17 protein-coding genes are annotated in these 24,536 nt (G+C 47.9%); 7 read left to right on the top strand and 10 right to left on the bottom strand.

All coding sequences use genetic code 11. The features are described from left to right. Positions 1-85 precede the first annotated feature (85 nt). The 5 genes from JYJ62_RS14685 to JYJ62_RS14665 form a co-directional block, all read right to left on the bottom strand. Positions 86-2,134 (bottom strand): LTA synthase family protein, encoded by a 2,049-nt coding sequence (locus JYJ62_RS14685; protein WP_205342985.1) that lies wholly within the window; start codon positions 2,132-2,134, stop codon positions 86-88. A gap of 65 nt (positions 2,135-2,199) precedes the next feature. Further along, the gene (locus tag JYJ62_RS14680; protein WP_205342984.1) at positions 2,200-2,898 is read right to left on the bottom strand and encodes a lipopolysaccharide kinase InaA family protein; all 699 of its coding nucleotides are present in this window, start codon (positions 2,896-2,898) and stop codon (positions 2,200-2,202) included. A gap of 24 nt (positions 2,899-2,922) precedes the next feature. Beyond that, a complete protein-coding gene (locus tag JYJ62_RS14675) occupies positions 2,923-3,606 on the bottom strand; it encodes a class I SAM-dependent methyltransferase (RefSeq protein ID WP_205342983.1) in 684 nt (227 codons plus the stop codon). A 92-nt stretch (positions 3,607-3,698) separates the two neighbouring features. Next, a complete protein-coding gene (locus JYJ62_RS14670; RefSeq protein ID WP_205342982.1) occupies positions 3,699-4,991 on the bottom strand; it encodes a sensor histidine kinase in 1,293 nt (430 codons plus the stop codon). Further along, the gene (locus tag JYJ62_RS14665; protein WP_205342981.1) at positions 4,981-5,664 is read right to left on the bottom strand and encodes a response regulator transcription factor; all 684 of its coding nucleotides are present in this window, start codon (positions 5,662-5,664) and stop codon (positions 4,981-4,983) included. The genes JYJ62_RS14670 and JYJ62_RS14665 overlap by 11 nt, the downstream gene beginning before the upstream one ends. A 113-nt stretch (positions 5,665-5,777) precedes the next feature. Between JYJ62_RS14665 and JYJ62_RS14660 the strand changes: the two genes are divergently transcribed. From JYJ62_RS14660 to JYJ62_RS14650, 3 genes are read left to right on the top strand one after another with little or no spacing between them, the layout of a single operon-like run. Beyond that, positions 5,778-7,754 carry an LTA synthase family protein gene (locus JYJ62_RS14660; RefSeq protein ID WP_205342980.1) on the top strand — a complete coding sequence of 659 codons (1,977 nt, stop codon included), beginning with the start codon at positions 5,778-5,780 and terminating at the stop codon, positions 7,752-7,754. 1 nt (position 7,755) lies between these two features. Beyond that, a complete protein-coding gene (locus tag JYJ62_RS14655; protein WP_205342979.1) occupies positions 7,756-8,484 on the top strand; it encodes a phosphatase PAP2 family protein in 729 nt (242 codons plus the stop codon). Beyond that, on the top strand, positions 8,481-9,230 hold the full coding sequence (locus JYJ62_RS14650; protein WP_205342978.1) for a dual specificity protein phosphatase family protein: 750 nt from the start codon (positions 8,481-8,483) through the stop codon (positions 9,228-9,230). The genes JYJ62_RS14655 and JYJ62_RS14650 overlap by 4 nt, the downstream gene beginning before the upstream one ends. 46 nt (positions 9,231-9,276) lie before the next feature. On the opposite strand, the gene JYJ62_RS14645 is transcribed toward JYJ62_RS14650, so the two are convergent. Continuing rightward, on the bottom strand, positions 9,277-11,658 hold the full coding sequence (locus JYJ62_RS14645) for a penicillin acylase family protein (protein ID WP_205343025.1): 2,382 nt from the start codon (positions 11,656-11,658) through the stop codon (positions 9,277-9,279). Positions 11,659-11,941: 283 nt separating this feature from the next. On the opposite strand from JYJ62_RS14645, the gene JYJ62_RS14640 reads away from it, so the two are divergent. Beyond that, positions 11,942-13,972, top strand: coding sequence for a methyl-accepting chemotaxis protein (locus JYJ62_RS14640; protein ID WP_205342977.1), 2,031 nt, complete (start codon positions 11,942-11,944; stop codon positions 13,970-13,972). On the opposite strand, the gene JYJ62_RS14635 is transcribed toward JYJ62_RS14640, so the two are convergent. Together JYJ62_RS14635 and JYJ62_RS14630 are read right to left on the bottom strand one after the other, a co-directional pair. Continuing rightward, complete coding sequence (locus JYJ62_RS14635) at positions 13,969-14,766, bottom strand: TatD family hydrolase (protein ID WP_205342976.1); 798 nt, start codon at positions 14,764-14,766, stop codon at positions 13,969-13,971. The genes JYJ62_RS14640 and JYJ62_RS14635 overlap by 4 nt on opposite strands. 88 nt (positions 14,767-14,854) lie before the next feature. Further along, positions 14,855-16,438: a peptide chain release factor 3 gene (locus tag JYJ62_RS14630; protein ID WP_205342975.1), complete on the bottom strand. Its 1,584-nt coding sequence runs from the start codon at positions 16,436-16,438 to the stop codon at positions 14,855-14,857. 221 nt (positions 16,439-16,659) lie between these two features. Between JYJ62_RS14630 and JYJ62_RS14625 the strand changes: the two genes are divergently transcribed. Continuing rightward, a complete protein-coding gene (locus JYJ62_RS14625) occupies positions 16,660-18,492 on the top strand; it encodes an ABC transporter ATP-binding protein (RefSeq protein ID WP_205342974.1) in 1,833 nt (610 codons plus the stop codon). 73 nt (positions 18,493-18,565) lie between these two features. Here JYJ62_RS14625 and zigA read toward each other — a convergent pair whose 3' ends face one another. Both zigA and folE2 read right to left on the bottom strand, forming a co-directional pair. Further along, on the bottom strand, positions 18,566-19,774 hold the full coding sequence (gene zigA / locus JYJ62_RS14620) for a zinc metallochaperone GTPase ZigA (RefSeq protein WP_205342973.1): 1,209 nt from the start codon (positions 19,772-19,774) through the stop codon (positions 18,566-18,568). Positions 19,775-19,840: 66 nt separating this feature from the next. Further along, entirely contained in the window at positions 19,841-20,767 is a 927-nt protein-coding gene (folE2, locus tag JYJ62_RS14615) for a GTP cyclohydrolase FolE2 (RefSeq protein ID WP_205342972.1), read from the bottom strand. Positions 20,768-21,414: 647 nt separating this feature from the next. Here folE2 and JYJ62_RS14610 point away from each other — a divergent pair. Further along, entirely contained in the window at positions 21,415-22,968 is a 1,554-nt protein-coding gene (locus tag JYJ62_RS14610; protein ID WP_205342971.1) for a methyl-accepting chemotaxis protein, read from the top strand. A 381-nt stretch (positions 22,969-23,349) separates the two neighbouring features. After that, complete coding sequence (locus JYJ62_RS14605; protein WP_205342970.1) at positions 23,350-24,513, top strand: type III PLP-dependent enzyme; 1,164 nt, start codon at positions 23,350-23,352, stop codon at positions 24,511-24,513. Positions 24,514-24,536 lie beyond the last annotated feature (23 nt).

The raw sequence follows: 24,536 nt of genomic DNA, 5'->3' as shown, positions 1-24,536 counted from the left end.
TGCGCTGAATAAAAACGCCGCAGTCTATTGAAGTAGATTGCGGCGTTTTTGTTTATAGCATTGTACGTTGTACTAGCAACACCGTTTACTCTTCAGGACTGGCCTGTGCACCGGCAGTGTTATCGAGCAAGCTGCTTGTTGCTGTCTGTATGTAGGCATTGAGCTGCTGCAACAGTTGCTTGTCAGCAGGCTCTTCTGTAGCGGGTGCGCTCTGTGGGTTTGCACCAAGCTGGTAGTTCCAGACGCGAGCATCAAGATCTTTAGGTTTGATCACAATCCGTTCACCTTTAATCAGCGCCACGGTCTGATCGCTACCTGAAGGTTTGATAATCGCAAAGCCTTGATCATCCTTAGGCAGAGTCAATAAGTCGCGGCCCCAGCACTGGTGTTGTACTTTATCGCCTAAGCGACCCATGATAGTCGGCACCATATCCACTTGTGAGCCAACTGTAGAGTTTTTCGCTCCCCATTTGTCTTGGATACCTGGCGCAAGTAGCAACATCGGCACGTGAAAGCGGTACAAGTCCATTTCGGTCATTTGTTCTGGCGCACCAAAACCGTGGTCACCGAGCACTACAAAAAGAGTGTCGTTGTACCAAGGTTGTTGTTTGGCTTGCTTAAAAAACTCACCTAAGGCCCAGTCAGAGTAGCGCATCGCCGTCAGGTGTAAATCTAAGCTGCCGTGGCCAGTCACTGCGTCAGTCGGCAAGGTATCGGGTAGCGCATACGGGGTGTGATTCGACAGGCTTTGCAGCAATGCATAAAAGGGTTTGTCATCTTTAAGCTTATTCAGCTCAATGATACTGCGATCAAACATATCTTGATCGGAGACGCCCCACGTTGGATCCGACACCACCGGATTGACATAATCGTTGCGGCCAATAAAGTTGGTCATCCCTTGATTACTAAAGAAACCTTGTTGATTATCCCAAGCAAAGTCGCCGTTATAGACATAGGCATCTTGGAAGTTACGTACACTTAAGAGCTGTGGTAAACCAGAAAACTGATGGCCGCCTTCAGGGCTTTGCATCAGGTATTCAAATGCTGGTAAGTTGGGGAAACACGCCATGCTGGCGAACATACCTTGGTGGGTGTGGGTGCCGTTGGCAAAGAAGCGGGTAAACAGTAACCCTTCTTTACTTAATTTATCAAACTCCGGAGTGATTTGATCGTTGCTACCCAATGCCCCGGTATAACGTCCCGCAAAGCTTTCCATCAAAATCACCACAACATTACGCACGTTCAGCTGCGTATCAGCGACAGGCGTATAGATGCGGCGAATGGCAGCGCTGTCAGCATCTGTTAATTGATCATGTGTCGTTAGCACTAAGTTGCGAGTAATGTCTTGTGCTTCGGCTGCAGGTAGCGTGGCTTTCCAAATATTATCGCGGTGTTCAGAAAAAGTAGTTTTGGCGGCGTTATATAAGCTAAGTACCGGATTTAAGCCAAGGTGATTGGCAAACATCGAGTGGGTGGTATAGGCATCACCCCAGCGTAAGGGTGGGCCTTGACGCAAAGTACCGCGTGCTGCGATCACGCAAATCACTAAGCAAATCGAGAAGGTCACACCTTGAGCGAGATAGCTGTAGGCAGAGGCTGCAGTACTGTAGATGCGGGTTTTTCGTTCTGCCCAAGAGAACAGTAGAAACATCACTAGGGTGCAGGCTAACCATGCGCTGAGTAAGCTCACGACTGGGAAGCCGTGCCAAAGCATACTTAGCACCGTCGCGGGATCTTCATTCAGATATTGAAAGACTAAACTGTTAAGACGTTGATGAAATTCGCGATAAAAATCGAGTTCAATAATACCCAGTAAAATGCTAACAGCAGCACTGAGTACGAGCCAAGCCACCAGCATGCGGCGCTGATTCATCAACCATGGAATCAGTATGCCGAGCAGTAATGGCACACTCACATAAACGATTAAGCGTAGATCAAAGCGTACGCCATTGCTAAAGGCCTCAAGCAGGTCTGCGGTACTGGTGCTACCGATCATTTCATGGTTATAGGCCAAGAGTAAGGCGCGTAAGGCTGTTAATAACAGCAGCCATAGCACAATACTGGCGCAACTAAAGAGTAAATGTGAACCTAAAGTGATTCTTTTTTTAGGCACAGAGGGAGTGCTGGAAAGCATAAATAACGCCTATGTTGGCATGAATAGAAGAGAGGGTAGGTGTCTGCGTTGTTGCGGCCGCAAAATTATGCCAACTTAGTACGTAACTTTGGGTTTAGGTTGCAGTAATGCTGTAAAAAAAGCTGCCAATGTTCTTCTGGCATGCCGCCACGATGGCGTCCAAACTGTTTAATATCGTGTAAAGCAGCTTGATGTGCTGGCCAGCGACGGCGCGCTTTTTCTAAATCTATAAAAGCGACTTCGGGTGTCTGCTGCGGATTAATCTTAATAAAAATATGTTTCGCGTAGCAGCAACCATGTTGCCAGCCACCTGTGTGCATTTTATAAAAGTTGTTGGCCACCTGCTGCAGCATTGATGAAATCGTCGTGCTATCTACAGATTGCGCCTGTTGCTGACTGTACCATTCGTCTAAGCTGACAAAACCTGTGAGCGCTTCGGTGACCAATAACGCATGCCAGTTTTTGCCTCGTTTTGTTACCCCGTAAAACACGAGTTTTGGCACTCGTACACCCAAGTGTTCTAAAGCCTGCAGAGCATTTTTTTCACGCAATGCAGTCGGGTAACCAAACGGGTGGCGTAAAGAAAAAAACTGATGTCCGATTTGACGTTTGCTGTATAGCCAAGGCTGCTCGGGTGTTTCAGGTGCAAGAAATTGCACGCCACTTTCCCCGCCGCGACGTTGGTTGGGTTCTTCGACCCATTCTCCGGTACGTAACCACCAAGCATTAAAGTCTTGCTCGTGAAGTTGTCCTGCTGCGCTCATGCCATACCTCTTATGACTCAGTTATTATTTTTTTCGTAAAACATAGACTCGCCACATGGAGTAGCCGGGTAGAAAATCGAGATGGTTTTGAATGCTAAATCCAGCTTGAATAAACTCTTGTTCGACTGTTTTTTGGCTAATCACAAATCGGTTGCTGCTTTTATAGCATGGATCCTCTTGCAAGCGCTGCTTCTCTAACACTTTACGTCGCCAAGCTTTGTAGTTGCCATCCACCCACAATGAAATAATCACGCTGTCGCGCGTGGTGCGATGAAACTCTTTGAGTAAGGCTAGACGGTGCTCAGGTTGCTCAATATGGTGCAGTAAACGCATGCAGAAGATATTGTCGACGGAGTTATCGGGTAAGTCGATAGCAAAGGCTGAGGTTTGAAAGGTGCGCACGCGCTCGGTGATAGATTCGGGTTGTGAGGCTAATGCGGTGCTGAGCATGTCAGCAGAGTTGTCTGCGGCTAAAATAATACGATTGGGTTGCTCGGCTAGGGTTGGCCAAAAGCGTCCGGCACCACAGGGTAAGTCTAGAACTAAGTCAGGTTCACCAGCTAAGCTTAATGCGCGACGAGCCAGTTGCTGGTCGCGATAATGCGACAGTTGACGAGCTAAGCCATCTTGATGTTTTTCCAAGTATTGCTGAGCATGGGCTTGATCATATTTTTCTGAAAAAGCCAATTGGATAGGCGTTTTAGGCATTGCAGTTGTCCTGTCGAGATAAGGAATACTGCATAGCCTAAGCTGAGCGTCATCAAGCCGATGTTAAATGGATGTGAAAAATATGTGAGTTCTTAGGTTTTCTTTAGCGTATCCGTTTTAGTGTCTAACAATACCCTGAAACAACTACCAGTCGGTGTACGGGTACTGACTTGGATCGACCAGCCTTGGTGATTACAAATTCTACGGACCAAAGATAAGCCCAGCCCCAAACCTTCACCGCGTGCGTTTTCGCCTCGGGTAAATGGCTCGAAAATGTTTTCTTGAAAACCAACAGGGATACCAATGCCCGTGTCTTCAACAGTGAAGTGATCGCTATACAAGGTTAAAATAACTTCACCCTGTTCGGTGTAGTGCAAGGCATTGCGTAGCAGATTTGAGAGTACAGTGCGCAGAAAGATAGCATTGTAAAAAACCTGGTTAGGCGGCTGCGCAGTACAGAGTTGAAAGTGAATATTTTTTTCAGTAAATAAGGGCTGCCACTGTTCTACTTGTGCATCGGTAATTTTTTGTAAGGTGGCTTGTCCGCCTAAAATAGCTTCTTCGGGTTTGCTGCGGGCAAGAATCAAAAAGGTTTGCACCAGATCGTGCATCTCTTCGCTGGCGCGCTGAATACGTTGTAAATGGGTATTGTCTTTCTCTGATAAATTCGCTTCAGAGAGCAGTTCACAGGAGCTGGCGATGATCATTAACGGCGTGCGCAACTCATGGCTAACATCGCTGGTAAAGAGTTTTTCGCGTTCTAAACTGCTGCGTAATTTACTTAAAGTGCGATCAAAAGCAGCCGCTAAATGGCCAATTTCATCATCCGCGTATTCTGGCGCTAGCGGTGGCGCTAATGGTAACAGTTGGTCACGGTGTTGCACTTGTTGAGCCAAGCGGCTGACTGGCTGCATGATTTTACGCGCCATGAATCGGCCTAAGACCCAAGCACCAACAATGCTCAACAGAAAGCCAGCGAGCACTACATTAAATAAAGCTTGTTCACGCTGTTCAAACTCATCTTGTTCTTGCACCAGAACATAGCGCACGCCGTTGATTTCTTGCATGTAGACATAGAATGCTTCATCACCATCCACCACTTCCGTAAAGCCAGGTTCTTGCTGATTAAACTGTGGAGGAATCGCAAACTTTTCTAGGTTGCTGGCATAAAAACGGGTTTCTGGATCTAAACGTGGCGGATGACCTTTAGGTAAATCTTCATGCACGACAACGTGCAGTTGCCGGTCGAGTTCTTGGGAAACTAGATGTTCCTCGATGAAATGGACGATGCCAACAATACCCAAGGAAAAAGTACCACTGACCAGCAACGTCATGACGGTGAAGGCGATAATAATCCGCCGCTCTAAAGGCTGTTTAGTGTTCATGGCCGAGATCCGTTAAGCGAAAACCGACACCGTGAATGGTGTGCAGCAGGTGGGTTGTGAAGGGCTTATCAATCGTTTGCCGTAGCTGATGAATATGGCTGCGCAAACTGTCGCTATCTGGCACATCATCGCCCCAGAGTGTCTCTTCAAGTGTTTCACGGCGCACTACGGCAGGGCTACGCTGCATCAAAATCGCCAGTAGTTTAAGTCCGATCGGATTAAGCTTAAGCGCTTGCCCGGCGCGGCTAACCTCTAAGGTTTCGAGGTTATAGTGCAAATCAGCGACTTCAAGAACCCGTGTTTTGATTCCTAAACTGCGGCGTAACACGGCTTGAATGCGTGCGACTAACTCGGATAGGGCAAAAGGCTTAACGAGATAATCATCGGCACCTGAATGCAGACCTTTCAGGCGATCATCTAGCGCATCACGAGCAGTCAACATAATAATTGGTGTGTTGATTCCAGCGTCTTGGCGCAGCTTTTGACAGACCTGATAACCATCCATACCTGGCAGCATAATATCTAAAACAATCAAGTCGTAAGGTTGGGTGAGAGCCAGATGCATACCGCTGAGGCCGTCTTGGGCACAGTCAACAATAAAGCCTTTGAGCTCTAGGTAATCAACGATATTGGCAAGAATATCTCGGTTGTCTTCAATCACTAAAATGCGCATGGACACTCGCTGTATAAGTTACGTATTTAACAGTATTTTCACATCAGATTAACAATTGCCTCACAGCCATTGCCGCACACTGCTGCCTTATTAATCTGACTAGGTGCTGTCTTATGTTACTGCTTAACGCTTCTCGCTGGCGCTATTTGGCGATGATTAGTATCGCATGGCTGGCATTATTTACCGTCACTCGCGTCGTTTTATTGTGCGCTAGTTTTTCTGCCGCGGACGTCAGTGTCTGGCAATTATTATTAATGTTCGTCCAAGGTTTAGTCTATGACTTGGGCTTTTTGAGCTTTGCCAGTCTGCCGTTAGGTCTCTATCTGACCTTTTGCCCGCAGTGGCTATGGTCGAATAGTTGGCATCAGTTGTTGCTGCGGATGATGTTTGCGATAAGCCTGTTTGTTATGTTATTTACCGCTGTATCCGAGTGGCTGTTTTGGGATGAGTTTTCGGTGCGCTTCAACTTTATTGCCGTGGATTATTTGGTTTATTCCAAAGAAGTCATCGACAATATTCTTGAGTCCTATCCGGTTTATCCTCTACTGGCAGGTCTAGCGTTGCTGGCTGTTGTGCTCACTGTAATGCTGAAGAAACCCCTGCACAAGGCCTTACGTGTACCTGAAAGCAAGGTGCTCTCTCGGTTGCCTGGGCTTGCCGTGTTGATTGCGCTAGCAGGTCTCTCGGGATTGTTGCTCAGTCAGGATTTCCCGCGCGGCAGTGATGGCAATAGCTATCAACGTGAGTTGGCAGCGAATGGTCCTTATCAGTTTTTTGCCGCATTCCGTAATAATGAACTGGATTACCCCAGCTTTTACGCCACTCTTGATGAGCAGCAAGTCGGTGCTTTATTGCGTGCCGAAGTCGAAGAAAGTCATGCGCGCTTTGTCAGCGATAACCCGCTGGATATTCGTCGTGAAATTACTTATCAGGGCGCACCGCGTCATCTAAATGTGGTGTTAGTCACCATTGAAAGCTTGTCGGCGAAGTATTTAGGCAGCTTTGGTGATGAGCGTGGACTCACGCCCAATTTAGATAAATTACGCCGTGAAAGCTTGGCCTTTACTAATCTTTACGCTACCGGCACTCGTACCGATCGTGGATTAGAAGCGATTACTTTATCGGTGCCACCGACGCCAGGTCGCTCCTTGGTGAAACGTATTGGGCGCGAAAGTGGCTTTGCTAGCTTAGGTCAGCAACTCAATGCGCAAGGCTATGACAGCGTTTTTGTCTATGGTGGCCGTGGTTACTTTGACAATATGAATGCGTTCTTTTCTGGCAATGGTTATCGCATTGTTGACCAAAGCAGTGTGCCAGACAGTGAGATGAGCTTTACCAATGCTTGGGGTATGGCTGATGAAGATTTATACGCGCAGACTTTGAAAATTGCCGATGCCGATCATGCGCAGGGCAAGCCTTTCTTTCTACAGTTGATGACCACTTCTAATCATCGTCCTTATAGCTATCCTGATGGTCGTATTGATATTGCTTCAGGTGAGGGGCGTGAAGGTGCAGTGAAATACACCGACTATGCTATTGGTGAGTTTTTACGCCAAGCGCAACAGAAACCTTGGTTTGCTGAGACGATCTTTGTCTTTGTTGCTGACCATACTGCAGGCAGTGCTGGTAAAGAAGATTTGCCGGTGAGCAACTATCACATCCCGATGTTTATCTATGCGCCGCATTATCTGCAACCAAATGAAATTGACACGCTAGTGAGTCAAATTGATATTGCGCCAACCTTGCTTGGCCTACTCAATCAATCCTATATCAGCACTTTTTTTGGTCGTGACATATTGCGTCCTGAAGCAGCTCTGCGTGGACGTGCGCTGTTAGGTAACTACCAACACTTAGGCCTGTTTGATGGTGGTGACTTAGCCATTCTTAGCCCACGTAAAACGGTGCGCCGCCATGATGATGCGTTAGGTGTGAGTTATGAACGCCGTACCAATAAAAGTAATGAACTCGTACAGCGCGATATTGCCTATTACCAAGGTGCAAGTTATGACATTGCCCAAGGATTATTGAAGTGGCAGGGCACAGCAGTAGTTAAACAACCGATCTTAGCCCGCTTGCAAGGACAGCAGTGATATGAGTACTTTAACCGTACACCCTTTCAATTTTAAGTATGCGTTATCGATTCCTTTATTACTGATGGCGGGCTTATTAATATTTGAGCCACACGCGCTTGATCTGGGTTTAGCTCGACTGATGTATGAACCCAATAGTGGTTTTATTGGAGCAAAAAGCTTTTTCTTAGAAGACGTTTTACATGATCGCGCTAAGCAAGTGGTTATCGCTTTTGGAGTGTTGGCCATTGCTGGCTTCGTCCTCAGTTTCGTTGCGCAGAGATTACGGGTGTGGCGCCGTCGGCTGGGGTATGTGGTTTTGGCGTTGGGAATCTCGACGGCCTTAGTGACCCCACTGAAGACGTTGACTGGCGTGCAATGCCCATGGAGCTTGCAGGAGTTTGGTGGGCAAGAGTTGTATTCCGGTTTGCTTGAGGCTCGCCCAGTAACCGCTAATCCAGGTCGTTGCTGGCCTGGCGGGCATGCTTCAGCTGGTTTTTCACTGATGGCCTTATTTTTTGCCTTACGTGATATTAAACCGCGTACGGCGAAGGTTTGTTTAGTCTTTGCCATCACTTTAGGTTCGATCTTTTCGCTGGGACGGATGTTACAGGGTGCGCATTTCTTCTCACATAATTTGTGGACGTTTTTATTTGATTGGCTAATTTGTACGCTCTGCTATGGGTTGTTGTTATATCGCAGCAGCAGCAGCTGCGCTAAGTCTGAGCTTATTGCGCAGGTGGCACGATGAAACGCTACCTCTATACGTTCGCGGCACTGCTGGTGGTGCTGATCGGCAGCCTTGTTGTGCGCCACTATGTGCAAACTTCTGAGTCTGAGTTATCGCTAGCAATATTGAGTAGCGCTGAGCCGCGTCCGACACAATGGGCGCAATCGGTGGATGCTAGCTATCACTTATATAAAATGAGTGATGTGCTCTACCGCAGCGCTTTACCGCGAGAAGATGATGTGCCATGGCTGCAGCAGCAAAATATTAAAACGGTGATTAATTTTTATCAAAAACCCGACAGTACTTGGCTGCAAGATGACAGCATTGCGCAGGTGCAGATCCCTTTACGCACTGATCGTATTGATGATGTTGACGTGCTGCGAGTACTGCGCAGTATTGCCAGCGCGCAACAAAAAGGTGCAGTGCTGATGCATTGTAAGCACGGACAGAACCGTACCGGACTGATTGCGGCGATGTATCGAATGGTGTTTGAAGGTTGGAGTAAAGCCGCTGCGATGGCCGAAATGCAGCAAGGTTATGGCGGTGAACAGCGTATGGCTGGAGCAACTCGTTATCTTGAAAATGTCGATGTAGCGGCCATTAAGCAGGCGTTAGCCAGCGGTGCCTGCAGTACTCGGTCTTTAGCGTGGTGTAAAGTTGCGAATTGGTGGCAAGAGCAAACTCACAACGTGTTAAACAAGGACGCACAACATAGCTCTGCATGGGTGGGACATAAGCAGGTTGTCTTGAATCCTGCGGGAATTTAAGTAGAGGTCATCTCAGGCCCGAGGCCTGAGGTGACTCTCGTTACGTTTATTGCGGCAGCAAACGTAAGGTACTTTGCGTGTTCTGTTGAATATCCTTTTCGGCAAGATGTGACTGAAAGTATTGACCTTGTATATAGGTTTGGGCTTGGTCGTCATAGTGACGATCGAAACGTACGCCGCTTTGTCCCACAGGGTTAACGACCAGCGCTTGCTCGGGACTGGCAAAATCGATAATCCTGCGTGTCGATGGACCGTAAGCGACGGCCCAAGGTGCACTGCTGTAACCACTGGACAAGTTATTAGGTAACTCATGGCCACCCGGCGCTGCAAATCGGCCAATATTGAGCAAGCTGTCTAATGGTGATTGCTGACCTAAGGGGTGCTTGTGAGTCAGAGTATGTGCTGTGCCCCAGAGCCAATCATTGGGGTCAACGCCAAAGGTTGTGCGTAAGTGCAGTAGTGTGGCTTGCCATGCTTGGGCAACCACTTGTTGCCGAGTTTGTATTTCAGCGTTGCGATGATTGTTCCACCAAGGCGATTGCGGATCGGCAGCTAACAAAGGCAAGGCGCTATCGATAATCCGAGTATTCATTAAGTTATTAAAGACGCTGCCACCCAGTTCGTCGAGCATGGCCGCTTGTAAAAGCTGGTAGGTGAATTCAGTAAAGAGTGTGGGTAGGTAGCTGTTGATGGGATAGTTACCCTGCCAAACACTGAGTTGTTGGATCAGTTTTTTTTCTTCAGTACCGCGCGCGCAGGCCTGTAAATCCTCTAGCAACGGCTGGAGTAAACGTTGGGCGTAACCCGTACGGTCACCCAGTTGTACTGCTTGGCTATTTTTTATATCCCACTGCATATTCGACTGACTGAGTTGCTCGATCAACTGTGCGCCGCGATCGGCTAAGTTGTAGTAACCCGGTAACGGTACTTTTTTGGGCGAGGCGGGTAAAAAATTAGCCGAGATAATATAACCACGCGCTGGGTTTTCTTCATGTGGATTAGCGCTAAATGGATAAAAACCGTATTTTTTACTGGCAGCTGTTTGGCTGTCGAGAATGAACGATGGTTGTGCTGATTTATCGCGGATTGGCATTTTTGCGGCTGCCCACCAGGCAATATCATTTTGGGCGTTGGCCCAGACAATATTCAGACCAGGGGCATGTATTTTACTGGCTGCTTGGCGCGCTTTATCCATAGTATTGGCACGATTGAGTTCATAAAAGGCATCCAAAATAGGGTTTTCTGTTTCTAAGAAAGTCCACCACATGGCAATCGGCGTATCACTCTCTTGATCGTTTAAAATATCATTAATAATGGGGCCGTAGGCTGAGTTATATAGGATTAACTGCTGTGGTTCTTGGTCTTTAATAACAATCCATTGGGTTTGGCTATCCAATGCTTGCCATTGACCATTTTGCCAAACTTGTTGTGGGTCTTCAGGGTTGCTCTTTAGCGCAATAAGGTCGAGGTCATCATTTTGAAACATCGTGACTGACCAACCAAACTCTTGGTTGTGGCCCAGTAGAGCAAAAGGGTTAAGCGCTTGGAAATGGCCGTACAATTCAAAGCCAGGTGCTTGCAAGTGGGCTTCGTACCAGACGGCGGGTACCGAGAAGCTGATGTGTGGATCGCCAGCTAATAAGGGTTTACCACTGGCTGTTTTGGAACCGTTTAGCACCCAAGCATTACTGCCTTCAAATTGTGGTAAGCCGGCAGCAAATATTGCCTCTTGGCTGAGCTGTGCCAAGCTGTGTAGATGTGACCAGTCTGAATCTGTTAGCGCTAACTGGGGTAGCGCGCCGCCGCTGGGTGTTTTGAGGTCAAAGATAGATAAGTAGTCTTCACCCAGTTCTTGGCGAATATAGCTTAGGGTGGGCTCGGTACGAAATGCCGCGGCAAAACTGTAGGCTAAATAGCCAGCAATACTGATGGTATCTTCCATGGTATAGGGGCGTGGGCTTATTCCGAGTAAATCAAACTCCAACGGTTTCGGGCCTTGTGCTTGGTATTGATTAATACCATCGAGATAGGCCTGTAGCGCTTGCGCAGGCGCGCTGTCTAAATCAATTTTTTGTACATATTGCTGAGCATGTTGATGCAGACGCAAGGTGCGGAATAAACGGTCGAGTTTGACGGTTTTTTCACCCAGAATTTCAGAGAGTTCGCCGCGAGCTAAACGACGCATGATTTCCATTTGAAAGAGGCGATCCTGGGCGTGGACATAACCCAGTGTACGATAAGCATCCAGTTCGGTTTGCGCTTTAATATGCGGCACACCGCGCTCATCGTAATGCACATCAACGGCTGCGCTGAGCTCTGTTAGTTGTAGATTGCCTGAGCGTTGTGGACGTTTATCTTGCACATACCAAGCGGCCGCTAATGCGCTGCAGCCAAGCAGCACAGTGCAAAAAATAAAAAAACGTTTCATCATCATTAAGCCTGTGTAGAAAATACAAATATAGCGTGCCGCGTTAAGCACAGCAGAAGGCGAGTATAACTATCGGCATAGTTAAAAGTGCCTGTGTGGAGATGTCAAACTTTTCCCCTCTGGGTTTAAGTTGTCAGCCTCTGAGTCGATAGTTTGAGCGATAGACGTGGCAGTCTAAACCGTTCCAGTAAAGAGACTGTACGGTCATAAAAATATAACGATTTACTGAGCTTAGTTCGCTGTTACGATGCCAATATAAAATAAGAAAGACTTGGGGGCTGCTTTGAAAATACTACTCTATCCAGCGATTAAGCTGATGAATCGTTTAAGTTTTGGCATGAAGTTTAGCTTGATTAGCGCACTGTTTTTTTTACCCATGCTAGTGACTAATTTTTATTTAGTGCGCGATTCATATCTGGATTTTATCCATACCCAAGCTGAAGTGAATGGCCTACAGCAGCTAGATGCAAGCTTAAAAATTACTGCGCAACTGGAAGCTTGGCATGATTTGCTACGTATCAATGCGGTGATTGGTCAGGGTGGTGCCACCGGCGAATTAGAGCAGCGGGTTGAGGGCTTGCAGCAGGACATCGCGAATCAATGGCAAGCGTTAGAGTTGCTGCAAGGTGATGAAGAACAACGTGCCGATTTTGTGTTGAAACGCGATCAGTTATTAGAGCGCTTAGTGACTATCCGCAGTGAGGCATCTTTACAAAACAGAGCTGTCTTAGCCAGCGAATTATTAGCCAGAGGTGTGCTGTTTAATCGTTTTATCGCCAGCCAAACGGGGCTCAGTCAGGACCCGCAGCTAGAGGTACGGCAATTGGTGGCCTTGATCACTGAGGTGACGCCAGAGGTCACGCTCAGCTTAGGTGATGGGCGTGCTGTAGCCAGCTTGTCAATGGCTCGAGGCTACTTGGACTCGACAAACAGTCGCCGCTTAGACGACTTACAGTTGAGTCTTGAAAAGCTCGATGCCGAGTACGATATGAAGCTCACAGAGGCTTTAGCTGGGAGTACCGCCGCGTATAGTGCGCTCAGTGGTTTAGCTACTGAGAGTCGTGCAACCCTGCTCGAGAGTTTACGTTTGCTCGAGAACGAAGTGATTTTAGCGGATTCTTTGGATAAGCCTTGGCATACGCTGTTTCAGCAAACATCGGCCTTAATTAATAAAACCCACCACTTAAATAGTCAAACTGTGCGTTATTTAGATGCTTTGCTGGATGCGCGACTGATCAGTTATCGTTTGCAAATGATGCTGTTGATCATTGCCTTAGTCGCAGTTTTTTTGTTGATAGGCTATCTGTATGGCGCGTTTTATATCTCGACTCGAGCGAGTTTACGCAGTCTTGGTCAGGTAATGGATCGCGTTGCCGCAGGTGATTTAACTGCACATTTTAATGTGCAAAGTCGTGATGAAATTGGAGAGTTAGGCGCAGCCTTTAATCAAACGGTGCAGCGTATTCATGCCTTACTTAAACACGTCAATGGCACTGTAGAGGATGTCGAAGGACAAGCAACACGAGTTGAGCGTGTCTCCACGCAAAGCAGTGAAGCGGTGACTCAGCAGCGTGCACAAATTGAGCAAGTGGCGACAGCAATGAATGAAATGTCCGCCACCTCACAAGAAGTGGCCAATAGTGCTGCGGCTGCAGTGAGTAACGCTCAGAGTGTCAACGATGAAACAGTGACCGGACGCGCGCGAGTTGAGCAGCAAGTGAGCAGCATCCAAAAGCTTGCGCAGGAAATCAACACTTCAGTGCTGGTGATTAATCAGCTAGCGACCAATAGTAAATCGATTGGTCAAGTGCTGGACGTGATTAAAGGCATTGCTGAGCAAACTAACTTGTTGGCGTTGAATGCGGCGATTGAAGCGGCGCGTGCCGGTGAGCAAGGTCGTGGCTTTGCGGTGGTGGCTGATGAAGTGCGTAATCTAGCGCGACGCACGCAGCAATCCACAGAAGAAATCGAACAGATGATCAGTCAACTGCACAGTGGTGTCAGCTCTGCTGTTAAGGCGATGAGTAGCAGCCATTTAATGGCGGATGAAACTGTGGCGCAGTCGGTTGATGTGCAGAGCGCGTTAGAAAATATTCTCGCGGCTGTTGGGATGATTGTTGATCAAATTCAACAAATTGCCGCCGCTGCTGAACAGCAAACCGCAGTGGCGCACGATATTGATCAAACGATTGTGCAAATTAATCAAACCGGTGAGTTGACTGCACAAGGCGCTGATGAAACTGCACAGGCCAGTCAGGATATGAGTGGGCAAGTGGAGTATCTAAAAACCTTGATCAATGCTTTTAAAATTTAGCCGGTCAAGGCTGAGCTGTTCCAGCCAAACAAGCGCTGCACGTTTTTTGTCGTCTGTGCGGCAAACGCTGAACTGGACATCCCGCAGATTTGCGCCAATTGCTGGCAAATCTGCGGGAGTTGCTCAGGACTGTTGCGTTGCCCTGCTAACCACTGCGGTGGCATATCAGGACTGTCTGTTTCTAAGGCAATACTGTCGATGGGCAGGCGCTTGAGTACGGCTTGTAAACGGGTGGCGCGTGACCACGTCGCAGCACCACCAAAGCCCAGTAAAAAGCCCAGCTTGATATATTCCAAGGCTTCTTCATAACTGCCAGAAAATGCATGAATAATGCCCGCGCGCGGCAGCTTGGCTTGTTTTAAGCTGACAGTGACCTGTGCGTTGGCGCGCCGCGAGTGGATAATCACCGGTAAGTTAAACTCCGCTGCGATTGTCAGTTGCTGCTCAAATAAACGAATTTGCTGCTGCGGATCGAGCTCTTTTAAGAAGAAATCGAGACCAATTTCACCGACCGCACACAGTTTGGGATGATCTTGATAGCGGCTCAACTGCTCAACTAGCGCCTGAATATCCTTATCTTGATGCTCAGCGAGAAAGTAGGGGTGTAGACCGAAGGCAGCATATAAACCTGCGGTGTTCTCTACGGTATTGCATAAGCGCGGCCAATGCTGACGGGTGACACCGATCACAATCATTTTCTCCACACCCAGCGCTTGGCTGCGAGCAATCACCGCTTCACGGTCGTGATCAAAAGCGGGGAAATCCAGATGGCAGTGGCTATCAATCAATAACATGAAGACGCTCCAACAAAAAAGCGCAGGCTAAACCTGCGCTTTTAGAGTGGGACTCACAGTTGAGTAAGTCCAGTGTTGCTGATTGAGCTTAGTGCGATTCGCGTGCTGATAAGAACTTAATATCCGGCCAGCGTTCTTCCATCAAACTTAAGTTGACCCGAGTTGGGGCAAGATAGGTGAGATGACCACCGCCATCAATGGATAAGTTTTCATGGGCTTTATCTTTAAACTCTTGCAGCTTTTTCTTATCGTCACACTCAATCCAGCGCGCTGACCAGACGTTAATATTTTCGTAGATAAAGGCCACTTTGTATTCTTCTTTCAGGCGACTAAACACCACATCGAACTGCAACACACCAATGGCACCGAGAATAATATCGTTGTTGCGCTGCGGGAAAAATACTTGCGTTGCCCCTTCTTCAGCCAGCTCTTGCAGACCTTGGCGCAGTTGCTTAGCACGCAATGGGTCGGCTAGACGGACACGGCGGAACAATTCTGGCGCAAAGTGTGGAACACCGGTAAAGGACAAATCTTCATCTTCGGTAAAGGTATCGCCAATTTGAATGGTGCCGTGGTTGTGTAGACCAATAATATCGCCGGCATAAGCTTCTTCTAAACGTTCACGCTCACTGGAGAAGAAGGTCAGCGCATCGGCAATACGAATCTCTTTATTGATGCGCACATGACGCATTTTCATACCTTGCTCATATTTACCTGAGCACACGCGCATAAAGGCAATGCGGTCACGGTGGCGCGGGTCCATATTGGCTTGAATTTTAAAGACAAAGCCGCTGAACTTTTCGTCCTCTGGGCGTACTTCACGCTCCAGCGCCGTACGTGGCTGTGGCGGTGGTGCCCAATCAACAAAGGCATCAAGAACATGGTCCACACCAAAGTTGCCCAAGGCAGTACCGAAGAATACGGGTGTCATTTTGCCTTTAAGAAACTGGTCATGATCAAACTCATGGCAAGCGCCTTGAACCAGTTCGAGGTCTTCGACAAATTTATCGTATAGGTCCCCGATATGCGCACGCGCTTCATCGCTATCGAGACCTTTAATCAGTTTCGCTTCAGTACGTTCATGGCCATGACCTGAGGTGTAGACATAAATCACATCATCGGTGAGGTGATACACGCCTTTAAATTCACGGTAACAGCCAATCGGCCAAGTGATGGGCGCTGCTTTAATACCGAGTACCGCTTCAATTTCATCGAGCAACTCAATCGGGTCACGAATATCACGGTCCATTTTATTGATAAAGCTGATAATCGGCGTATCACGCATCCGACAGACATTCATCAAGGCGATAGTGCGTGGCTCAACCCCTTTACCGCCGTCGATCATCATCAAAGCACTGTCGACCGCGGTGAGTGTACGATACGTATCTTCCGAGAAGTCTTCGTGACCCGGGGTGTCGAGCAGATTGATCATGTGCTTGCGGTAAGGAAACTGCATCACTGAGGTGGTAATGGAAATACCCCGTTGCTGCTCCATGGCCATCCAGTCAGAGGTGGCGTGGCGGTCAGACTTACGTGATTTGACCGTACCGGCAACGGAAATGGCCTGTCCCATCAGCAATAAGCGTTCGGTAATGGTGGTTTTACCGGCGTCCGGGTGGGCAATAATAGCGAACGTACGACGTTTCGCGACTTCGGCAGCCTGTTTGCTCATGCTGATAGTGCCTCAAAATCAAAAGATCAAAAATTAGCCGGTAATTATAGCGGAGTTACCCACTCAGTTGGAAATAGGCGCGCTTAATCGCTGATTAAATCTTGTAAAGACGCAAATACGCAGTGCTTATGGCTGATTGGGTTAAACTAGTTGGCTTAGCTGCGCTGTGTGGTTTGATAGGTGATGAGCAGTGTGGATCACTTTTTTTGACAAGGTTATGTATGGCTTGGTTTGATTGGTTTGAGCGGCGCATTGATCCTTATCCTGAACAACCGCTGGTTGTGAAACAGGTGACGATTGGCCATTTTATTCGGGCCTGCGCACGTGGCGCTGGGCCTTGGCTGTTAGTGCTGGTGTTATTTAACGCAGGCCTTGGTGTCTTTGAAGCAGTCTTGTTTCAAATGATGGGCTTGATTGTGGATTGGATGAATCAATATGGCCCAGCGCAGCTTTGGGCGGAAAAAAGCACACCGCTGTTAGCTATGTTGGCGCTGATTATCCTCAGTCCACTGTGGGTACTGCTTGCCAGTAATGTGCGTTTTCAGACCTTGCAAGGTGTCTTGCCGATGCGTTTGCGTTGGCAGTTTCATCAGTTGTTACTCAGTCAAAGTATGCAGTTTTACCAAGATGAGTTTGCTGGGCGAATTTCCGCCAAGGTTATGCAAACCGCCTTGGCGGTGCGCGATACCATCATGATCTGCGCGGAAATGCTGGTCTATGTGGTGATTTATTTTCTTACTACTGCAGTTATTTTACTGAGTTTTGATGCCTGGCTACTGCTGCCTTTTGTCGCTTGGTTAGTGATTTTTGGCGTAGTGCTGCGCGTGTTTGTCCCGCGTATGGCGCAGTTGGCCAGTACTCAAGCCGATGCGCGCTCGTTGATGACTGGGCGCATTACCGATGCTTATTCCAACATCGCTACAGTCAAATTGTTTTCCCATGGTGGCCGTGAAGCGCGTTATGCCAAGCAAGCCATGCAAGAGTTTATGGGTACGGTGCATGCGCAAATGCGCTGGGTCAGCTATTTAGAACTGCTCAACCACAGCTTGAATATGCTCTTGGTCGGCGCTACCGCAGCTTTGAGTTTGTATCTGTGGCAGCAAGATTTAATTGGTGTGGGAGCGGTGGCGGCAGCAATTGCGATGGCGCTGCGTTTGATTGGTTTGTCGCATTGGATTATGTGGGAAGCCACCATGCTCTTTGAAAATCTCGGCACCGTACAAGATGGTATGAACACTATAAGTACGCCGGTAAAACTCTTGGATGCGCCAGATGCCGTTGAGCTTAAAGTCACCCAGGGTGACATCGAGTTTAAACAGCTGAACTTTGCCTACCGTAACGGCACACCGCTGATGAGTGATTTTAATCTGCATATTAAAGCCGGCGAGAAAATCGGTTTAGTCGGTCGCTCTGGTGCCGGAAAATCTACGCTAGTGAATATTTTGCTGCGTTTTTATGATGTCAGCAGCGGGCAGATTTTGATTGATGGTCAAGACATTGCCAAAGTCAGTCAGCAATCCTTACGTCAGCACATCGGTATGGTCACCCAAGACACCTCATTGTTGCATCGTTCTGTACGCGAAAATATTGTCTATGGCCGTCCTGAGGCTACAGAAGAAGAATTGCAGCAAGCCATTGAGCGCGCACAAGCGGCAGAGTTTATTCCGTCATTATCCGATGCCAAAGGGCGCAGCGGCTTGGACGCTTATGTCGGTGATCGTGGGGTTAAACTGTCCGGCGGCCAACGCCAGCGCATTGCCATTGCCCGAGTGATGCTCAAAGATGCGCCGATTTTGCTCCTCGATGAAGCCACTAGCGCTTTGGACTCTGAAGTGGAAATGGCAATTCAAGAAAGTCTGTATGACTTAATGGCGGGTAAGACTGTTATCGCGATTGCCCACCGTTTATCCACTATTGCTGCGATGGACCGCTTGGTGGTGATGGATAAGGGGCAGATTGTGGAAGTGGGCAGTCATCATGAGTTATTGGCAAAAAATGGTCTATATGCTCGTTTATGGAATCGTCAGTCGGGAGGTTTTTTAGGCGGCGAATAATCAGGCTGATGGGCACTCTTTTATCGCAGACAGCAGCGGTTACATCGCTATATGTGATGTAACCGCTGTCACTTTATGCCACTTCTAATGTGCCCGCTAAATTAAACGGTTCGGCCCATTGTTGCCAAATGATAGGACCTTGTGCCAACTCATCATCGGTCAGTAAACACTCGGCTAAGTCAGCTTCGAGCTGATTAAAGTTAATGTTCTGGCCAATAAAGACCAGCTCTTGACGGCAGTCACCGACCTGGTCCTGCCATTTCTCTTCGATCGATTTTAAACTCTCGGCATCCTGTGGCCAGTCGGCACGTGGCACACTGGCCCACCATTGACCGGCATAGCTGTAACGCATCATGCCTCCGGCTTGTGACCAGCTGCCCACCAGATCAGGGCAAGGTGCCAGCCAAAAGTAACCTTTGGAGCGTAATAAGCGCCCATTACACCATTCTTGATTTAGAAACTGATGGAAGCGCTCGGCATGTAACGGACGGCGCGCTTGCCATGCATGCGCAGCAATACCGTACTCTTCACTTTCGGGAATATGCTCGCCGCGCATTTCTTGTAGCCAGCCGGGTGCTTGTGCGGCTGTATCGAACTTAAAGGCATGGGTATTCAATACTTCGGCGAGAGGAATATCGCCCATACGCATCGGTAAGATTTTCGCTTGGGTATTGAGCGAGCGCAAAATCGCTGCTAATTCTTGGTAGGCCACTTGGCTGATGAGATCGGTTTTGCTGACTAAAATGACATCGGCAAATTCCACCTGCTCAACTAATAAGTCAGTGATGGCGCGCTCATCCTCTTCAGCAATATTGTTTTCGCGTTCGCCGATCCACTGCGCCTCTTGATAATCGGTTAAAAAGTTAACCCCATCCACCACGGTGACCATGGTATCAAGACGAGTCATGTCGGATAAACTGTGGCCGTTTTCATCGGTAAAAGTGAAGGTTTCTGCCACCGGTAATGGCTCGGAAATACCAGTGGATTCAATCAGCAAATAATCAAAGCGATTTTGCTGGGCCAGCGTTGCCACTTCTTTTAGCAAGTCCTCACGCAAGGTGCAGCAGATGCAGCCATTGCTCATCTCAATCAGTTGCTCTTCCGCGCGATTGAGCTCAACCCCTTGTTGCGCAGCGTTACCGTCAATATTAATTTCACTCATATCATTGACGATGACGGCGACGCGTAAGCCTTCGCGGTTTTTTAAAATATGATTGAGTAAGGTGGTTTTGCCTGCACCTAAAAAACCAGATAACACGGTAACGGGAAGCGGAGTGGACATGTTGTTTTTCCTTGCATTGAGTCATGCTGCGCGGCTGTGATTAGATACAGCAGCGCAGTAAGTTGATTAAAGTGAGAAAGCGTTAGATACGCAGGTGCTGGTCTGCTTAATTGACGCGAGTGCATCATGTGCATGCAGACTCTCTAAGTGACGAGCCGTGGCGGAAAAGTGTGTGTAACGCCCAGCCAAGGCCTGCTGCATACGACGTACCGCATCTTCGACAAACATCAAATTCTGGCCGTTAAGGCGAGCAAAGGCTTGCTCATCAATACGTTTCACCGCTGTTTGCAGCGGAGTCGCTAGAGCCTCTTCGATACAATCAATGAGCGATACTAAGCCAAACTGTACAGCGCCTTGTGGCACAGTAACGCTGACCGTGGCTTGGCTGCGTTGACTATGCGGAGTGGCAAAACTGCCATGCTGTTGTAACCAGTGCGCAACGTCTGCAGGGCTGCAGCTGTCAGCCGTGGCGAAGGCTGCGCTGAAGTGCTCGGCTAACAGTTGGCGAGCTAGGGCCGCAGAGCAAGGGCAGGTGGATGCATAGCCGATTTTGACGTCTGCCGAGAGCTGGAATCCTGTTGGTGATAACTGCGCATGCAGTTGCACAGGGTAGCTTTTCCAACCCGCGAGCTCAGTACTTAGCAGCGCAGGACGCTTAAGTAATAAATTAAAGCGCAGGATTAAACGTGCCTGTGAAGCTTGCGCTTCTTGTTGGCCAGCAATCGCTTTCTGTAAGGTCGCTAGCAGAGCGGCTGGCGTTAGCGGTTGCACTGCTGCGAGCTCATCGAGTAACTGATACAAGCGCGACATATGGATGCCTTTGCTTTTTGCATTACCCATATCAACCTGAAAACAGGCTTGCGTGGCCAAAGTACTGAGATGCTCCTCAGCAAAGCACAGTGGCAGATCAATGTTATCCATACCTACCCAGTTGATTGCTGTGTGGATATGGGCTTGTGTGTCTAAGGAAATATCAGGAAGGGCACGAGTCATGGTTATCGCATACAATAAGAAGTATTACGTTATAATATAACTATTACTGCTTCGATGACAATGAATACTCATCTTTGTTGCTACGGGTTGGTTTGACTGATAAGCCGACTTGGGGCTGGATTATCTACTACTGGACTAAGGCTTACTGCTAAATTGCTAAGCTCCATTGGTTTTTGCAGTGGGCTGTACTATGTCTATATTTTGCACCAATGTGTTTTATTTCATACTGCCGCGCAGTTTTTTTAGCGTATAATTTATGTCATAAATCAAGTGACGCTGTTTCGCCATATTAAGGTGCTAAACGCGTGTCCAATTTGTAAGCCTGTTTTAATCTATATATGTCTGATTTGCTAATCAGATGACCGACATTTGTATTATCTTGAACGACTAATTAGCGCTTAATTAAAGCTGCTCAGAATTCTGATATGCGTATGGCAACAGTGACTGCTGAGTCGTGATAGCAGTTCTGTCCGTTTACTTTTTATAGTGACAGCTTACGGTCGAATAGGGCTTTGGTCTTGTGCAATAAGCACGCACCGTTGCAGGCTGTCATCGTTTGAATGATCTGCAATGGCTAGGCCGAGCAAGACAGACGAACTTAATTCATTACTACATTATTATGCGTGGGTATATTCAAAGTGACTGCTATGCGAAATGAACGACCAATAACCCATCAAGAACAACGCTTTCCCTCTGATATTAAACTTATTTCTAGTACTGACTTGCGAGGTGTTATTACACATTGCAATGATGGTTTTGAAAAGATCAGTGGTTTTTCGCGTGACGAGTTGGTAGGTCAGCATCACAATATTGTTCGCCATCCAGATATGCCCAGAGAAGCGTTTGAGGTGATGTGGCGACACCTTAAAGCGGGGCGGCCGTGGATGGGCATGGTGAAAAATCGCTGTAAAAATGGCGATTATTACTGGGTCAGTGCCTATGTAACCCCTGTGACTGAGCATGCAGAAGTTGTTGGTTATGAGTCAGTACGCTCCTGTCCCTCACGTGTTGATGTCGAGCGAGCCGAGAAGCTTTATGCACGGATGAATCGTAAGCGTCTGCAGTTGCAAGTCCCACGTTATTTAAAGCAATTGATGGCAGCAGTTGGTTTTATTATTCCAGCATTAATCTTAGGCTATAGCGTGTCACCTTTAGCCAGTACGCTGTGGCTGATAGCGGCCTTATTAGCCTTCGGTGGCATCCAGTATTTGCAGTACAAGCATGATTTGCAGTTGATCAGCAATGAGCTGGAAGGTGTCTTTATGCACCCGTTGGCCGCGAGCACTTACACCAATCAGCACGGTATGACTGGTAATATTATGGTCGGCGTGATGAGCTTACGCGCGCATTTGGATGCAGTCTTGACCCGTATTGAAGATGCTTCACGGCAGGTCACCGAGCAATCTCGACGCGGTTTAGCGCTGACTGAAAAAGCTCGTGAAGAGATGATTAATCAAAACCAGCAAACTGAGTTGGTAGCAACAGCGATGCATGAGATGTCTTTGGCCATTCATGAAATCTCCGATAATGTGCAAAAAACCGCAGGACAGGCTGATCACTCCAGTGATTTAGCTAATCAGGGTGTCGAGATTGCTCATATTACTCGCACTTCTATCGAGCAACTGCGCGGTACGGTATTAGATATTGGCCAGTCAGTGAAACGCTTAGCGGATCAAACCGATGCTATTGCTCGTGCTGCAGCATCAATCGAAACCATTTCTGATCAAACCAACTTGCTGGCGCTGAATGCGGCGATTGAAGCAGCACGGGCAGGCGAACATGGTCGTGGTTTTTCTGTGGTTGCCGATGAAGTACGTTTATTGGCGGCGAACACCCGTGATTCAGCAAAAAATATTGGTCATATTGTGCAGAGCTTAAGTGCACAAGCGGCCACCTCGGTATTGGTTGCTCAAGAAGGCGCTGCCGATGCTGAAATGGGTTTACAGCGAGTGGTGGAGTCAGAAAGCATGCTGCTGGGCATTGTTGAGGCTGTCAGCAAGATCTCCGCGATGTCTGAGCAAATGGCCACTGCAGTGGAAGAGCAGGCGATGGTGTCACAAGATGTCAACCGTCAAGTCGCTGAGATCTCAGCGCTGGCTGATCGTAGTTTGCATCGCACCGAAGACAGTGCTGAGAGTATCCGCAGCTCACAGCGTGTTTCTGAGCAGTTGCATGAATTGGTCAATCGCTTTCGATCTTAATAGGCCGATAGAGTCTGCATGCTGTTGAGTAGTGATTGCCAATCCGAGCAGTATTCGCGCGCAAGGACGCTGCGCTTGTCTATTTCTTATTACCCGCTATTATGGCTATCTTAAATGCTTATAGCTAAAAAGTCTTAAGATGTGTTTTTTTAATGTTGCTATCCCCGAGTCATCGTCCTAAAGTGCGCGCCTAGAACGCTCATGCTGAAACGATCCATCCGGCTCAAGTACTGACGACGAGAGGTTGATAGCGCTTAACGCTATAAATCATCGGCGACATGCCTTGGGAAGTAGGCGAACCAAAGTGGGGAAACGGATTCAGCGTTCAGGTTTAACCCCTTGTTTTCTTGATTTTGCCACGACCCGGAGAGGAGTCCAGCTATGTCCATTAAAGTGGAAGATTACTTCGCGCCTGAAACATTTAAAAAAATGAAGGCGTTTGCTGATCAACATGAAACCCCATTTGTGGTGATTGATACAGCGACCATCGCACGCGCTTACGATGAAATTGCAGAAAACTTTCCTTTTGCAAAAATTTACTATGCAGTGAAAGCTAACCCTGCGGTAGAAATCACTAAGTTGCTGAATGAAAAAGGCTCTAACTTTGATATCGCCTCGATCTATGAATTAGACAAGGTGCTGTCATGCGGCGTGAAGCCTGAGCAAATCAGCTTTGGCAACACCATTAAAAAAGCCCGTGATGTGCGTTACTTCTATGAGAAGGGCATACGCATGTATGCCACCGACTCAGAAGCTGACTTGCGCAATATTGCTAAAGCTGCGCCGGGCTCTAAAGTCTATGTGCGTATTCTGACCGAAGGCTCAGGCTCGGCTGATTGGCCATTGTCACGTAAGTTTGGTTGCCAAACCGATATGGCGATGGACTTATTGGTGCTGGCGCGCGAGTTAGGCCTAGTGCCTTACGGCGTCTCCTTCCATGTGGGTTCACAGCAGCGTGAAATCGGATCTTGGGATGCGGCGATTGGTAAAGTGAAAATCATTTATGAGCGCTTGCGTGAAGAAGATGGCATTCATTTACAAATGATCAATATGGGCGGCGGTTTCCCAGCCAACTATTTGAATCGCACCAATACACTGCAAGCCTATGCTGAAGAAATTACCCGTTTCTTAAAAGAAGATTTCGGTGATGATTTACCCGAAATTATTCTTGAGCCAGGCCGTTCCTTGATTGCTAATGCCGGTATTTTGGTCAGTGAAGTGGTATTGGTTTCGCGTAAATCACGCACGGCAGTTGAGCGTTGGGTGTATACCGATGTCGGCAAATTCTCCGGTTTGATTGAAACCATGGATGAATCGATTAAGTTCCCGATCTGGACCGAAAAGCAGGGCGAGCTGGAAGATGTGGTGATTGCCGGTCCAACCTGTGACAGCGCCGATATTATGTATGAAAACTACAAATACGGTTTGCCGTTGAACTTAGCCAGTGAAGATCGGCTCTATTGGTTATCAACAGGTGCCTATACCACCAGCTACAGTGCGGTTGAATTCAATGGTTTTCCGCCGTTGAAATCTTACTACCTGTAAGACTCGCTCTGTATATACCATTA

Origin of the sequence: Denitrificimonas caeni, assembly GCF_905120345.1 — a bacterium.
In the GTDB taxonomy this organism is placed as follows: domain Bacteria; phylum Pseudomonadota; class Gammaproteobacteria; order Pseudomonadales; family Pseudomonadaceae; genus Denitrificimonas; species Denitrificimonas caeni_A.
This window is presented reverse-complemented; position numbering and strand designations above follow the sequence as displayed.

What these genes read in the sequence shown, in the direction of transcription:
- JYJ62_RS14685 (WP_205342985.1), bottom strand. Translation starts at nt 2,134, where the DNA reads ATGCTTTCCAGCACTCCCTCTGTGCCTAAAAAAAGAATCACTTTAGGT.
- JYJ62_RS14680 (WP_205342984.1), bottom strand. Translation starts at nt 2,898, where the DNA reads ATGAGCGCAGCAGGACAACTTCACGAGCAAGACTTTAATGCTTGGTGG.
- JYJ62_RS14675 (WP_205342983.1), bottom strand. Translation starts at nt 3,606, where the DNA reads ATGCCTAAAACGCCTATCCAATTGGCTTTTTCAGAAAAATATGATCAA.
- JYJ62_RS14670 (WP_205342982.1), bottom strand. Translation starts at nt 4,991, where the DNA reads ATGAACACTAAACAGCCTTTAGAGCGGCGGATTATTATCGCCTTCACC.
- JYJ62_RS14665 (WP_205342981.1), bottom strand. Translation starts at nt 5,664, where the DNA reads ATGCGCATTTTAGTGATTGAAGACAACCGAGATATTCTTGCCAATATC.
- JYJ62_RS14660 (WP_205342980.1), top strand. Translation starts at nt 5,778, where the DNA reads ATGTTACTGCTTAACGCTTCTCGCTGGCGCTATTTGGCGATGATTAGT.
- JYJ62_RS14655 (WP_205342979.1), top strand. Translation starts at nt 7,756, where the DNA reads ATGAGTACTTTAACCGTACACCCTTTCAATTTTAAGTATGCGTTATCG.
- JYJ62_RS14650 (WP_205342978.1), top strand. Translation starts at nt 8,481, where the DNA reads ATGAAACGCTACCTCTATACGTTCGCGGCACTGCTGGTGGTGCTGATC.
- JYJ62_RS14645 (WP_205343025.1), bottom strand. Translation starts at nt 11,658, where the DNA reads ATGAAACGTTTTTTTATTTTTTGCACTGTGCTGCTTGGCTGCAGCGCA.
- JYJ62_RS14635 (WP_205342976.1), bottom strand. Translation starts at nt 14,766, where the DNA reads ATGTTATTGATTGATAGCCACTGCCATCTGGATTTCCCCGCTTTTGAT.
- JYJ62_RS14630 (WP_205342975.1), bottom strand. Translation starts at nt 16,438, where the DNA reads ATGAGCAAACAGGCTGCCGAAGTCGCGAAACGTCGTACGTTCGCTATT.
- JYJ62_RS14625 (WP_205342974.1), top strand. Translation starts at nt 16,660, where the DNA reads ATGGCTTGGTTTGATTGGTTTGAGCGGCGCATTGATCCTTATCCTGAA.
- zigA (WP_205342973.1), bottom strand. Translation starts at nt 19,774, where the DNA reads ATGTCCACTCCGCTTCCCGTTACCGTGTTATCTGGTTTTTTAGGTGCA.
- folE2 (WP_205342972.1), bottom strand. Translation starts at nt 20,767, where the DNA reads ATGACTCGTGCCCTTCCTGATATTTCCTTAGACACACAAGCCCATATC.
- JYJ62_RS14610 (WP_205342971.1), top strand. Translation starts at nt 21,415, where the DNA reads ATGCGAAATGAACGACCAATAACCCATCAAGAACAACGCTTTCCCTCT.
- JYJ62_RS14605 (WP_205342970.1), top strand. Translation starts at nt 23,350, where the DNA reads ATGTCCATTAAAGTGGAAGATTACTTCGCGCCTGAAACATTTAAAAAA.